Source organism: Erythrobacter sp. JB1-15, assembly GCF_057365035.1.
Genome location: NZ_CP200295.1, coordinates 1,130,660 through 1,142,790, shown reverse-complemented (window position 1 = coordinate 1,142,790; position 12,131 = coordinate 1,130,660). Strand labels below are relative to the sequence as shown.

Sequence of the window (12,131 nt, the reverse complement as noted above, 5' to 3'; positions counted from 1 at the left end):
GAAAGTTCGCATTGAATCAGGCCCGCCCCATCCCAGACGTCAATCAGCGCACCAATCGCGCTGCGAGCGATGCTGCCGGTGCGCGCAGTTACCGCGTAATGCGCCATCCCCCGGCCAAGGGATTTGCCGCGCGCTATGACCGGGTGCGCGATTGGATAAGCCGCCGCCTCGCCGCAATCGACCTTGCGCCTGACCTTGCGCACAATGTTGGGTCGCTGCGCTGGTTTCGCGGAGTTGCTACCTTGGTGGCCCTTTGCATTCTTGCACTGGTTCTGTGGCCCGGAATGGCCGCATTCGAAGCGCGCGCAGCGATGCCCACCAGCCAAGACGTCAGCGATGAACGCCGGGCCCAAATGATCATGCCGCTGGCTCTGGGCGCGGATAGCGGACGGCGCATGGGTCCAACCGCGCTTGTCAAACCGCTGAAGAGCGCGCCGGAGCGCCCGCAAATCGAGCTCATCACGACCTTGACTAAGGGGGATAGCTTTGCTCGCATGCTGCGGCGCGCGGGTCTTTCATCTGGCGATATCGGATCGGTCAGCGCGCTCATCGGCGGTGCCATGCCAATTTCTGCGATCAAACCCGGCACGCAGATGGACATTGTTCTGGGCCGCCGCGCGAGGCCGGGTGCGCCGCGTCCGCTCGATGCGCTCAGCTTTCGGGCCAAGTTTGACCTTGAGCTAGCTGTTGAACGCAGCGGCGCAGATCCGGAAACCGGCCAAGGCGGCGCGCTGTCCTTGGTGCGCAATGTGATCCGAGTTGATGACACTCCTCTGCGCGTGCGCGGCGAGATTGGCTCCAGCCTTTATCGTTCCATGCGCGCAGCCGGTGTTCCCGCCAGCGCGGTGCAGGAATATCTGCGCACGCTCGATAACCAGATCGACCTCGACCGCGAAACCCGCTCCACCGATACGTTCGACATCATTGTGTCATATCGCCGCGCTGCGACAGGCGAACGCCAGGCTGGAAAGCTCCTTTATGCAGGCGTTGATCGCGATGGAAAACCGCGCACGCAATTGATGCGCTGGGGCGATAAGGATCAGTTTTTCGAAGCCTCCGGCGTTGGCGAACAGCGGCGCGGATTGCTTCAACCGGTCAACGGCCCTGTTTCATCGCGCTTCGGGATGCGCCGCCACCCTATTCTCGGTTATCGCCGGATGCATTCCGGGCAGGATTACCGCGCACGCACAGGCACACCGATTGTTGCCGTCACCGATGGCCGGGTAACAGGCGCAGGCCGGATGGGCGGATGCGGCATCGCTGTGCGGCTGAACCATGGCGGCGGGTTGGAGACACGGTATTGCCATATGAGCCGCATATCTGTCTCGCGCGGTCAGCAGGTGCGGCGGGGTCAGGTCATCGGATATGTCGGTTCAACCGGCCTTTCCACTGGCCCGCACCTTCACTATGAAATGTACCGCAATGGCCGCGCGGTGAACCCCGCCAGCGTACGCTATGTCACGCGGGCCGCCCTTTCCGGGGCAGAGCTGATCAAATTCAAAGAGCAATTGATGGCGCTGAAACAGGTGGTGCCGGGCGCGGCTTTGGAAGATCTGGTGCCCGACACGCCGGAAAGCGAAGAGCCAGAGCGCGAGATCGAAAAGATCGAGAGCACGCAAAGCCTCGATTGATCCAATTGCGCTTGATGGCCCAATCCGGCTAGGGCATGGCGCGATATGACCGGACATTACCCCAACACTCGCCTGCGCCGCACCCGCGCAACCGGCTGGAGCCGTTCGCTCTACCGCGAAAATCTGCTAACACCTGCGGATCTCATTTGGCCGCTATTTGTGACCGAGGGCGAAGGCGTGGAAGAACCCATCGCCTCGCTCCCCGGCGTATCGCGCTGGTCGGTCGATGGGATAGTCACGCGGGCAAAAGAGGCGATAGCGCTGGGCATTCCGGTGATCGCCTTGTTCCCCAACACGCAAGCGGACAGACGGTCAGATGACGGCGCCGAAGCGCTCAATCCCGACAATTTGATGTGCCGCGCCATCCGCGCGATCAAGGATGCGTGCGGGGACGATATCGGCGTGCTCACCGATGTCGCGCTTGATCCATATACCGCGCACGGACAGGACGGTTTGCTGGATGAGACCGGCTATGTCCTCAACGATGAAACCGTCGCAGTGCTCGTCGATCAGGCGGTCAATCAGGCAGAGGCAGGTGCGGACATTATCGCCCCATCAGACATGATGGACGGGCGCATACACGCGATCCGCCGCGGGCTTGAAATGGGCGGGCACACCAATGTGCAGATCATGAGCTATGCCGCCAAATATGCGAGCGCGTTTTACGGCCCGTTTCGCGATGCGGTGGGATCAGGCGGACTGCTAAAGGGTGACAAGAAAAGCTACCAAATGGACCCGGCCAATGGTGATGAGGCTTTGCGCGAAGTTGCTCTTGATATCGCCGAGGGAGCCGATAGCATCATGGTGAAACCGGGCCTTGCTTATCTCGATATCATTTACCGCGTGCGTCAGGAATTTGGCGTGCCAACTTTCGCGTATCAGGTGAGCGGCGAATACGCGATGATCGAAGCGGCGCAATCGGTTGGCGCTGGGGACCGTGACGCACTGCTGATGGAAAAATTGCTCGCGTTCAAACGCGCCGGGTGCAGCGGTATCCTGACCTATCATGCGCCTATTGCCGCGCGGCTTTTGAATGGCTGATTTTCGCCACGAGACAGATCGCCTGATCCTGCGCGATTGGCGCGAAGAGGATTGGGCGCCGTTCTGGCAGGCAACCAACACGCCCGCCGTCATGCAATGGCTTGGCGGGATAGCGGGCGAAGCCGTGATGGCCGCTGCGCGCGAGCGGGTTGAGCGGTACAGACGCGACTTTGGCCACACCTTTTGGGTGGTGGAGCGCAGGGATGACGGCGAAATCCTCGGCTTTTGCGGGCTCAAACGCTGCACCGACAAAGACGGTCCCTTCGGCGATTTCGAAGCTGGCTGGCGGCTGCGCGAGGATGCCTGGGGCAAAGGATACGCCAAAGAAGCCGCGATGGCCTCGCTAGCAATAGGGTTTGAACGGTTTGGCGCGCCGCATATTATCGCGCTAACCGTTCAGGAGAACACGCCAAGCTGGGGCCTGATGAAGCGCCTTGGCATGCAGCGGCGCGCTGATCTTGATTTTGAAAGCACCGCTTTTGGCACCGAAAGCGTGATCGTCTATTCCATCACCCGCGAACAATGGGAACAAACTCAATGACCGCTCATCCCGGCGTACACATCATCCCGATCCACGGCAAAACGCCCAAAATCCACGAAACCGCTTTTGTCGCGCCCGGCTCTACAATCATTGGCGATGTTGAGATCGGGGCGGGTTCTTCGATCTGGTACAATTGCGTCCTGCGCGCCGATGTCTCGCACATCCGTATTGGAGAGCGGACCAATGTGCAGGATGGATCGGTTCTGCATTGCGATGCACCAAAGCCCGGCGACGAAGATGGGTGCCCGCTGATTATCGGCGATGACGTGCTGATCGGTCATATGGCGATGGTCCACGGCTGCACGATTGAGAACCGCGGATTTGTGGGGCTTGGCGCGATTGCGATGAACAAATCGGTGATCGGGTCCGATGCCATGCTGGCCGCAGGCGCGATGCTGACCGAACGCAAGGTTATGGGGACGCGCGAATTGTGGGCCGGACGGCCCGCCAAAATGCTCAAAACCTTAAATGATGCCGCAATTGCGGGCATGAAAATGGGCACCGCACATTATGCGGAAAACGCCAAACATCACGCAGAGGCGGTCGCCCGGTCGCTCAGCTAGGCCCTTTTGTCATGTAACGCATCATATGCGGCATGAAATCGATCTTGCCGATATCCAGCCCTTGCTTTCGCAGGATCGCATAGGCGGTTGTCAGGTGGAAATAGAAATTGGGCAGCGACCAATCGCGGACATATTCTGCGCTGGTCATCGTAAACTCCATCCCATTGGGCAGATTTAGCACCAGTTTCTCGTCTGCGGCGGCCATCTCATCGGCTGTCACCGAATCGAGCAGCGCTGCCGTTTCAGCCAGCGCGGCCTTCGCGCCCTCGATCGTGGTTTCATCGTCATCGCGCGAGGAAAATGTGCGGCCTGTCAAACGCGGCAGTGCTTCACCAGGCAGATTGGCCACAAACCGAACCTGCGTCGCAAGCGGGTGCATGTCTTCAGCCAAGCTCGCTTCGAGCAAGGCATCGCCTTCAGGGTGCGCCGCCGCTTTCGTCAATAGGCCGCTTAGTGTGTCGATGCGCGAACGATAAACGCCGATAGATTGGTCATAAAGGTTCATTTTGGTATCTCCTCAAAGAGCGATCTACCATATGCGTTGCACTTTGCAACTTAATCCCTCACGAGACCTCGCAACGTCTCAATCCGGTCGGCCTCATGCACTGGCTTGTCCCAGCGGATGCGGTGGATGCGCGGAAACCGCATGGCCAGGCCCGATTTGTGCCGTTTTGAGGTGTGAACGCTGTCAAAGGCAACTTCGAAAACCAGCGTTCGCTCGACCTCACGCACCGGACCAAACCGGTTCAGCGTTGTCTTTCTGACCAATCGGTCCAGCTTCTTAAGCTCGGCATCGGTAAAGCCTGAATAGGCCTTTCCCACTGGCAGCAATTCGGCCCCCGCATCGGGATCGCCGTCCCAGCAGCCAAAGGTGTAGTCAGAATAAAAGCTCGAGCGCTTCCCGCTGCCGCGCTGTGCGTACATAAGCACGCAGTCGATCAGCAGCGGATCGCGCTTCCATTTGTACCACAGACCCACTTTGCGCCCGGCAATATAGGGCGCATCGCGCCGTTTGAGCATCAGGCCTTCGATGGCTTCGTCGCGGGCGCTCTCGCGAATCTCGGCGAGATGCTCGAAATCGCGCGCCTCAACCAGTGACGACAGATCGAAATGGCTGGCGGGCAGCTGCGGCATCAAAGCTTCGAGTGCAGCGCGCCTTTCAGCCCAGCCTTGCTCGCGCAAATCGTCCGCCCCGATCAGCAGCGCATCATAAAGCCGCACAAAGGCAGGAGCCTCAGCCAGCATTTTCTTCGAAACGGTCTTGCGCCCCAGCCTTTGCTGCAAGGCATTAAAGCTCGCCGCGCCGCCGCTTGTCCCCCCTTGCGCATTTCCGCGGACCAGCAATTCGCCATCCAGCACGCAATCCAGCGGGAGAGCATCAATCAATTCGGGAAAAGTGGCCGAGATATCGTCGCCAGAGCGCGAATACAGCCGCGTTTGAGCGGTGCCTTCGCTGCCAGTCACTCGGCACAATTGCACGCGAATGCCGTCCCATTTCCATTCTGCTGCATAGTCCGCGATATCGACTGTGCCATCTTCCAATGGGTGCGCGAGCATGAAAGGGCGAAACCTTGGGCGCCCCGCAATGTCGGGCGGCGGACCCCCATCGGCTGCCCATCGAAACAGCTCTGGATAGGGAGCTTCCAAAGCGTGCCAATATTCCTCGACATCATCGAGCGACACGCCAAATGCCTGCGCAAATGCCGTTTTTGCCAGCCGCGCGGAAACGCCGATCCGCATCCCGCCGGTGGCCAGTTTTATCAGTGCAAAACGGCCATTGGCATCAAGCTGATCGAGCATTTTTGCCAGTTCATTGGGAGCGCTCCCACGAGTGAGTGCTGAAAGGGTATCAACGGCATCCGTCACCGACACCGTATCACTACGTAGGTCACTGTTATCCGGCCATAAAAGGCTCGCCGTTTCGGCAGTGTCGCCAACGAAATCGCGGCTGAGAGTCCACAAAACAGGGTCCACGCGGTCCTTCATCAAAGTGCGAATAGTGGACGATTTGACCGCAGGGAAATCCAGCTCTCCTGTGAGCGCTCCCAATGCCCAACCGCGATCAGGATCGGGCGTGTTTCGCAGATAGTCAGCGATCAATGCAAGCTTGCGATTGCGGCTGGTCGTATAGACCAATGTGTCGAGCAATTGGGCAAAGGCTTTCATCCCGGTCGCCCCATTCCCACCGAGCAGATGACGCACATTTGAAGCGCGGGTGTGTTACTCATCCTCGTCCTCGCGCGCCACAAGAGCCAAGGCTCGCGCTTTGCGTTGACCCAGCTCGCACCAGCGCAGCAACGCCTCTTCGCGGCCATGGGTGATCCATGTCTCCGCCGGGTTCACCTCCTCGATGGTTTGGGTCAATTCGCGCCAGTCGGCATGGTCTGAGATTATCAAGGGAAGCTCCACTCCCCTTTGCCGTGCCCGCCCCCGCACACGCATCCACCCGCTTGCCATGGCGGTAATCGGATTGGGCAAGCGGCGCGCCCATGTGGTGGTGAGCGCCGAGGGCGGTGCAATAACAATAGAGCCGCGCAGATCATCTTTTGTATGATCGCTAACCAAAGGCAGCGCCCCAAGGTCCACGCCATGTTCCTCATACAGGCGGCACATATTCACCATCGCGCCATGCAGATAAATCGGATCGTGATGCCCGGCGGCGCGCAGTTCCGCGATCACGCGCTGCGCTTTGCCCAGCGCATAGGCACCCACCAGGATGCAAGCGTCGCGGCTGGCCTCCAGCGCGCCCAGCAATTTCGCCATTTCCTCAGCAATGGGAGGGTGCTCAAACACGGGCAAGCCAAAGGTCGCCTCCGTGATAAAGACATCGCACGGCGTCACTTCGAACGGCGCACAGGTCGGATCATGACGGCGCTTATAGTCGCCGGTGATGACCACTCGCTCTCCGGCATGTTCAAGCAGGATTTGCGCAGAGCCCAGCACATGTCCCGCAGGGATAAACGTCGCATCAACCCCGCCCGCCAGCCGGACTGTCTCCCCATATTGCGCAGGCACCGCTTTATGCGGGACCGCGCCAGCATCGTCGGCCGCTCCGGTGCGATAACGCAGCTCCATAATGGCCAGCGTTTCGGGCGTCGCGGTGGTTTGCCCGTGCCCGCCGCGCGCATGATCGGCATGGCCATGAGTGACCAGCGCATGCTCAACCGCGCGGCCTGGGTCAATCCACACATCCGCAGGGATGATATGCACGCCCCATGGCTCGGGCTGTATCCAGGAAAAGGGCGCGCTCATACGAGGTCAAACCCCAATGCCCGCGCGCCCGTTCCCATTATTCTTGCGCCTTGCCTGCCCCATCTGCGCCGCGATATTTGTCGAACCACGCTATGACGCTGGCTGTCCGGGCGGCCTGCTGGCTGGGTGTTTGGCTCAAATTGTTGTGGCTGGAATCGGGTGTCACCACCAAAGCGGTATCCACGCCCACCAATTTAAGCGCACCGTAGAATTGCTCCGCCTCGCTGCGCGGCGTTCGGTAATCATCCGCACCCACCAATACGAGCGTTGGGGTGGTTACGTTGTTGACGATAGATAGCGGGCCGCGTTCCCAGTAATGATCGGGCCGCTCCCATGGCTGTCCGCCCATCCAGTACCGACCGAAATAGGGAACCGCATCCGCCATCAAGGCTTGGCTGACCCAGTTGATGACGGGTTTATGCGCTGCTGCCGCTTTGAACCGATTTGTCTTGCCGACCACCCAGGCTGTAAGGATGCCGCCGCCTGAACCGCCCGTGACATAAAGGTTGTCAGGGTCAGCATATCCCGCTGCCACTGCCGCATCGACAACCGCCATGAGCTCATCATGGTTGCTGATCGGATAATTGTCCTCAATCCGGTCCGCAAAGGCTTCCCCATAACCGGTTGAGCCGCCGGGATTGGAGAACACAACACCGTAGCCCGCCGCATTGTAAAGGTGATAATCCGCCGAAAATTCCGGACCATAAGCAGCATAGGGGCCCCCATGCATTTCAAGGATCATCGGGATCCTGTCGCCTTGCTTGTATCCGGCTGGCAATTGGATCCAGGCCGGGATTGTCGTCCCATCAGCAGCGGTCACCGCCAATTCGCGCATTTCGCCCAAGTTTTTCGCGCCCAGGCTAACTTCGTTCAAAGCTGTCAAAGTGCGAATGCGCCCGCGCGATGCGACGCCGATGTCTGGCGGGCGCGTGCTGCTGGCCGTGGTGAAGGCAATCGCGCCGCCTTGGCTGACGGACCATTGCCCGCCCGTATAAGGGAGCGCGTAATAGGTGCTGCCGATCCGGGGGCTGAGCGCGGATACGCTGCCGCTCAGGCTCACTTTGGCAACGCGGTGCTCGCCATCGCTCTCATAGCTCGCGTAAAGGCCGCTTTTGGTCCATTCGATCCCGTCAATCCCGCGATCCAGGCCCGCTGCCAGTTGGCGCGGCCCGCTGCCATCGGCGTTCATCACATACAGATTGGTCTGATCAAAAGCATTGCCGACATCGTCCATGCCAAGATACGCGATTTGCTTGCCATCCGGCGACACTTGCGGCCCGTAATCCGGACCCACGCGGTCCGTCAAAGCCGTGATGGCCCCGCTTGCGATATCAAGCGCGTAAATGTCATCGCGCAGCGGCTCTAGCTCCCAATCTTCCCGGCGATTGGCGCTGTAATACAGCTTTGATCCATCGGGCGACCATTCCACCGCGCCGCCATTGTCATAATCGCCAAAGGTCAATTGCCGCGGCGCGCCGCCTTTTGCGCTCACGATGAACAATTGCACTGTGCCCGGCTTTACATAGGTGCCGCCATCGCGCCTGTACGTCACCTTGTCTATGACTTGCAGCGGCTTACCCCACTCAGCTCCTTCGGGCTTCGCAGGGGCTGCGCCCAAGGTGAGGCCTTCCCCCGGTACGCGCGCCGTAAAGGCCATCTGCGTCCCATCGGGTGACCAGGCAATGCCGCTTGGTCCTTCGGGAAGCGCGGTGATGCTCGCGCTCGCGCCGCTTTTCATCCAGCGCACATGCAATTCCGGCCCGCCCCCGCTGGCGGTTGAGATAAAAGCGAGTTTCGATCCATCCGCTGACCAGCGCGGGCTGAAATGCGCACCGCCCTCTGCAATGAGCGGGGTTTCAGCTCCGCTTGATACATCAATCAGCCAGATTGAGCTGTTCACCCCATCGGTCATAATGTCATTGGCGCGCCGAACATAGGCTATTTGGGAGCCATCCGGGCTGATTTGCGGATCGCTGCCCACGGTGAGATTGAAGATATCCGCGCCAGTAAAGACGCGCGCTTGCTCTGCTGGATCAGCGGCGGTGTCAGTATCGGTGTGATCGTCAGCCAAAAGCGGCTGGGTGCAGACCGCCAGCGAAAGCGCGGCGGCGGCGGATGCCAGAAAAAGATGCTTCATGAAAAATCGGGCCCCTGTTGGAATGACAGGAGCCCGATCAATCATATTGGTGAGCCAAAGGCCAGTTTTATCTAGGCCTAGCCTTCTGCTGCGCTGCCCGATGCTTCGGGTTTGCTGCCTGAGCCTCCCTTAGGCTCCGGTTTTTTGGCCGCAGGCTTTTTCTTGGCTGGCGATTTGCGTTTGGCCGACGATTTCGGGGGGCAGGCGACAGCTCAAAACTGTGCTTGCCATCTTTGACGCTCACATGAACCTCGCCGCCATCGGCAAGTTTGCCGAACAGCAATTCTTCGGCGAGCGGCTGCTTGATCTTGTCTTGCAGCAATCGGCCCATTGGGCGCGCACCATACAGTTTATCATAGCCTTTATCGGCCAGCCAATCGCGGGCATCGCTGTCGAACTGAATATGGACGTTTTGTTCGGCCAGCTGCAGCTCAAGCTCAAGGATGAACTTGTCAACGACGCGCGCCACAGTGCTTTTGCCCAGATAGGCAAAGGGCACGATGGCATCCAAACGGTTGCGAAATTCCGGCGTGAACATCTTCTTCACCGCTTCGGACCCTGCATCCTCTTTCGACACATCGCCAAAGCCAATGCCCTGACGCGCCATGTCTGATGCACCCGCATTGGTTGTCATGATGAGCACGACATTGCGGAAATCGACCGTCTTGCCGTGATGATCGGTCAGGCGGCCATTATCCATGACTTGCAGCAGGATGTTGAACAGGTCCGGATGGGCCTTCTCGATCTCGTCGAGCAGCAACACGCAATGCGGGTTTTGATCAATCGCATCGGTGAGCAATCCGCCCTGATCGTAACCGACATATCCGGGAGGTGCGCCGATCAGACGCGAAACGCTGTGGCGCTCCATATATTCCGACATATCGAACCGCTTAAGCTCAATCCCCATGATCGAGGCAAGCTGGCGTGCGACCTCGGTTTTACCGACACCGGTGGGGCCGGAGAACAGGAACGAGCCGATCGGCTTGTCCGGATCACGCAGGCCCGCGCGCGACAGCTTCATCGCAGTGGAAAGACGCGTAATCGCCTCATCTTGCCCGAACACGACGTGTTTCAGATCGCGGTCGAGGTTTTGCAGCGCTTTCTTGTCGTCTTTGCTGACGGATTTGGGCGGGATGCGCGCCATGGTCGCGATGACCTGTTCAATCTCGCGGGCGGTGATTTTCTTTTTGCGGCGGCTAGGCGGCACAAGCATCTGCATCGCGCCAACCTCATCGATCACGTCAATCGCTTTGTCGGGCAGTTTGCGATCATTGATATAGCGCGAGGACAGTTCAACGGCCGTTTTCAGCGCATCGGGCGTGTATTTCACGCCGTGATGCTCCTCAAACGCTGTGCGCAGACCTTTGAGGATTTTGATCGTGTCCTCAATCGTCGGCTCATTCACATCGATTTTCTGGAACCGGCGCAGCAATGCGCGATCCTTTTCGAAGTGATTGCGGAATTCCTTGTAAGTGGTCGAACCGATGCAGCGGATCGTTCCGCCGGAAAGCGCCGGTTTCAGCAGGTTCGAGGCATCCATCGCCCCGCCGCTGGTCGCGCCTGCACCGATTACCGTGTGAATCTCATCAATGAACAGGATCGCATCGGGCATCGCTTCCAATTCGGTGACGACCTGTTTCAAGCGCTCCTCAAAATCACCGCGATAGCGCGTGCCGGCCAGCAGCGCGCCCATATCGAGCGAATAGATGACCGCAGGACTGAGCACTTCTGGCACATCGCCTTCGATGATCTTGCGCGCCAAACCTTCGGCAATCGCGGTTTTGCCAACGCCGGGATCGCCAACATAAAGCGGGTTGTTCTTTGACCGGCGGCACAGGATCTGGACCGTGCGATCCACTTCGGGGCCGCGGCCAATCAGCGGATCGACTTTGCCTGCTTCGGCTTTCGCATTCAGATTGACGGTAAACTGATCGAGTGCGGTCTCTTTCTTGTTGCCGCCATCCTTGCTCGCTTCCGCGTCACCTTCGGGCGAACCCTCCTCGCCGCTTTCGGGGGCTTTGTTGCCTTCGATCTGGCGTCCGCCTTTGCCAATGCCGTGGCTGATATAGCTTACCGCATCGAGCCGGCTCATATCCTGTTGCTGAAGGAAATAGACCGCATAGCTGTCACGTTCAGAAAACAGCGCAACCAGAACATTGGCCCCTGTGACCGTATCCTTGCCCGATGATTGCACATGCAGGATCGCGCGTTGGATGACGCGCTGAAAGCCTGCGGTGGGCTGAGGGTCGGCGTTTTCTTCGGTTTTGAGCGATTGATATTCCGAATCGAGATATTGCTTCACCACCTCGCTCAGCTCAGCCAAATCCACCCCGCATGCGGCCATGACCTGCGCGCCATCCTCATCATCGATCAGCGCAAGCAGCAAATGCTCCAATGTCGCATATTCGTGCCGCCGCTCTGACGCATGGCCAAGCGCGTTGTGAAGAGTGCGTTCAAGATTTTGGGCAAAACTGGGCATGAAAGGGGTCTCTGTCAGCGGTGTAGTGGGGCTCCGGGAGAAGGAGCATGGGGGCAAGCTGTTAAAGCGTCGTGAATTCTATATGGGCCTGCTGCGCACAATTGCGAGAGGGGATTGGAGCAAACCGGATCAATCACGATTTGGGTTCGCTATCGTTTTTTGCTCCGAAAAGAGCGTCAGCCGCGCTGCGATGCGCCTGCGCTTTGTCGCGGTGCGCTTTTACGCGAATGATTTCGGTTTCCAGCAGCGCGATCCGCGCGGCCAGCTCATCTTGCGAATAGGGGCCAAGATCTTCTCCGGCCAGATTGCTGGCTGCATCGCCCCTGGGGCGTGGCAGATCATCTTTATCCATCATTTACAGCATCGCAAGCAAGCGCGCTTGCTGTCAATCGGGTAGAGCGGTATTCGCCCAGAACAATGTGAACCGCATACAAAAAGCCACATTGAGAATAAAATTGAGATTTAAATTCTCAGGGGCAGCGCCGAA

Annotated in this window: 10 protein-coding genes; 5 read left to right on the top strand and 5 right to left on the bottom strand. The window is 59.0% G+C overall.

Annotated features, from left to right (window positions below; genetic code table 11):
- Nucleotides 1–11 precede the first annotated feature (11 nt).
- From AC0V6L_RS05450 to AC0V6L_RS05435, 4 genes are read left to right on the top strand one after another with little or no spacing between them, the layout of a single operon-like run.
- Nucleotides 12–1,631 (top strand): peptidoglycan DD-metalloendopeptidase family protein, encoded by a 1,620-nt coding sequence (locus AC0V6L_RS05450; protein ID WP_486153342.1) that lies wholly within the window; start codon nucleotides 12–14, stop codon nucleotides 1,629–1,631.
- 45 nt (nucleotides 1,632–1,676) lie between these two features.
- Nucleotides 1,677–2,672: a porphobilinogen synthase gene (gene hemB / locus AC0V6L_RS05445; RefSeq protein WP_486148937.1), complete on the top strand. Its 996-nt coding sequence runs from the start codon at nucleotides 1,677–1,679 to the stop codon at nucleotides 2,670–2,672.
- A complete protein-coding gene (locus AC0V6L_RS05440; protein ID WP_486148935.1) occupies nucleotides 2,665–3,213 on the top strand; it encodes a GNAT family N-acetyltransferase in 549 nt (182 codons plus the stop codon). Before hemB ends, AC0V6L_RS05440 begins: the two co-directional genes overlap by 8 nt.
- Nucleotides 3,210–3,776: a gamma carbonic anhydrase family protein gene (locus AC0V6L_RS05435; RefSeq protein WP_486153341.1), complete on the top strand. Its 567-nt coding sequence runs from the start codon at nucleotides 3,210–3,212 to the stop codon at nucleotides 3,774–3,776. The genes AC0V6L_RS05440 and AC0V6L_RS05435 overlap by 4 nt, the downstream gene beginning before the upstream one ends.
- Here AC0V6L_RS05435 and AC0V6L_RS05430 read toward each other — a convergent pair.
- The 5 genes from AC0V6L_RS05430 to clpA form a co-directional block, all read right to left on the bottom strand.
- Nucleotides 3,769–4,281: a DUF1993 domain-containing protein gene (locus AC0V6L_RS05430; RefSeq protein WP_486153340.1), complete on the bottom strand. Its 513-nt coding sequence runs from the start codon at nucleotides 4,279–4,281 to the stop codon at nucleotides 3,769–3,771. The two genes, AC0V6L_RS05435 and AC0V6L_RS05430, sit on opposite strands and share 8 nt — an antisense overlap.
- Before the next feature lie 50 nt (nucleotides 4,282–4,331).
- Nucleotides 4,332–5,942, bottom strand: a complete 1,611-nt coding sequence (locus AC0V6L_RS05425) for a cisplatin damage response ATP-dependent DNA ligase (RefSeq protein WP_486153339.1) — start codon at nucleotides 5,940–5,942, stop codon at nucleotides 4,332–4,334.
- Between the two features lie 54 nt (nucleotides 5,943–5,996).
- Nucleotides 5,997–7,028, bottom strand: a complete 1,032-nt coding sequence (locus AC0V6L_RS05420) for a ligase-associated DNA damage response exonuclease (RefSeq protein ID WP_486153338.1) — start codon at nucleotides 7,026–7,028, stop codon at nucleotides 5,997–5,999.
- A gap of 37 nt (nucleotides 7,029–7,065) precedes the next feature.
- The gene (locus tag AC0V6L_RS05415; RefSeq protein WP_486153337.1) at nucleotides 7,066–9,165 is read right to left on the bottom strand and encodes a prolyl oligopeptidase family serine peptidase; all 2,100 of its coding nucleotides are present in this window, start codon (nucleotides 9,163–9,165) and stop codon (nucleotides 7,066–7,068) included.
- Nucleotides 9,166–9,232: 67 nt separating this feature from the next.
- Nucleotides 9,233–11,644 carry an ATP-dependent Clp protease ATP-binding subunit ClpA gene (clpA, locus tag AC0V6L_RS05410; protein WP_486153336.1) on the bottom strand — a complete coding sequence of 804 codons (2,412 nt, stop codon included), beginning with the start codon at nucleotides 11,642–11,644 and terminating at the stop codon, nucleotides 9,233–9,235.
- Here clpA and AC0V6L_RS05405 point away from each other — a divergent pair.
- Nucleotides 11,643–12,041: a hypothetical protein gene (locus AC0V6L_RS05405; RefSeq protein ID WP_486153335.1), complete on the top strand. Its 399-nt coding sequence runs from the start codon at nucleotides 11,643–11,645 to the stop codon at nucleotides 12,039–12,041. The genes clpA and AC0V6L_RS05405 overlap by 2 nt on opposite strands.
- Nucleotides 12,042–12,131: the final 90 nt, after the last annotated feature.

Excerpts from the sequence above, each read along its gene's own strand:
- hemB (WP_486148937.1), top strand. The coding sequence starts at position 1,677 with ATGACCGGACATTACCCCAACACTCGCCTGCGCCGCACCCGCGCAACC.
- AC0V6L_RS05440 (WP_486148935.1), top strand. The coding sequence starts at position 2,665 with ATGGCTGATTTTCGCCACGAGACAGATCGCCTGATCCTGCGCGATTGG.
- AC0V6L_RS05435 (WP_486153341.1), top strand. The coding sequence starts at position 3,210 with ATGACCGCTCATCCCGGCGTACACATCATCCCGATCCACGGCAAAACG.
- AC0V6L_RS05430 (WP_486153340.1), bottom strand. The coding sequence starts at position 4,281 with ATGAACCTTTATGACCAATCTATCGGCGTTTATCGTTCGCGCATCGAC.
- AC0V6L_RS05425 (WP_486153339.1), bottom strand. The coding sequence starts at position 5,942 with ATGAAAGCCTTTGCCCAATTGCTCGACACATTGGTCTATACGACCAGC.
- AC0V6L_RS05420 (WP_486153338.1), bottom strand. The coding sequence starts at position 7,028 with ATGAGCGCGCCCTTTTCCTGGATACAGCCCGAGCCATGGGGCGTGCAT.
- AC0V6L_RS05415 (WP_486153337.1), bottom strand. The coding sequence starts at position 9,165 with ATGAAGCATCTTTTTCTGGCATCCGCCGCCGCCGCGCTTTCGCTGGCG.
- AC0V6L_RS05405 (WP_486153335.1), top strand. The coding sequence starts at position 11,643 with ATGAAAGGGGTCTCTGTCAGCGGTGTAGTGGGGCTCCGGGAGAAGGAG.
- clpA (WP_486153336.1), bottom strand. The coding sequence starts at position 11,644 with ATGCCCAGTTTTGCCCAAAATCTTGAACGCACTCTTCACAACGCGCTT.